A 265-nucleotide genomic window follows, 5' to 3' on the forward strand; every position below is an offset into this window, starting at 1 on the left:
CTACACCGTCACCGCCAATTTCCGACAACAAGACGGAAGCGACCACCGACAAGGATGGGTTCGCAGTGACGATCACAAATGCGGCTCGCAACCAGCCGATCGATGTTTTTGTGAAAAACCGTCGAGGGGAATACGCATGGAAAGCTCAGATTGTACCCAAAAAAGATATTAGTGCTTTTACCATTGTCAGTCCCGAATATCATCTGGATGCCACCACTAAACTGACGCCGAAAGACGAATTTGAACAGAATCTCGATCTTCCTGT

At 47.9% G+C, this 265-nt stretch carries 1 protein-coding gene; it reads left to right on the top strand.

The genetic code is table 11. The features are described from left to right. Positions 1-65: 65 nt before the first annotated feature. The coding region (locus SB847_RS21325) for a hypothetical protein (RefSeq protein WP_410578645.1) at positions 66-265 on the top strand (200 nt) is incomplete at its 3' end.

The organism is Bacillus sp. SIMBA_026, assembly GCF_046535335.1.
Classification (GTDB): domain Bacteria; phylum Bacillota; class Bacilli; order Bacillales; family Bacillaceae; genus Bacillus; species Bacillus velezensis.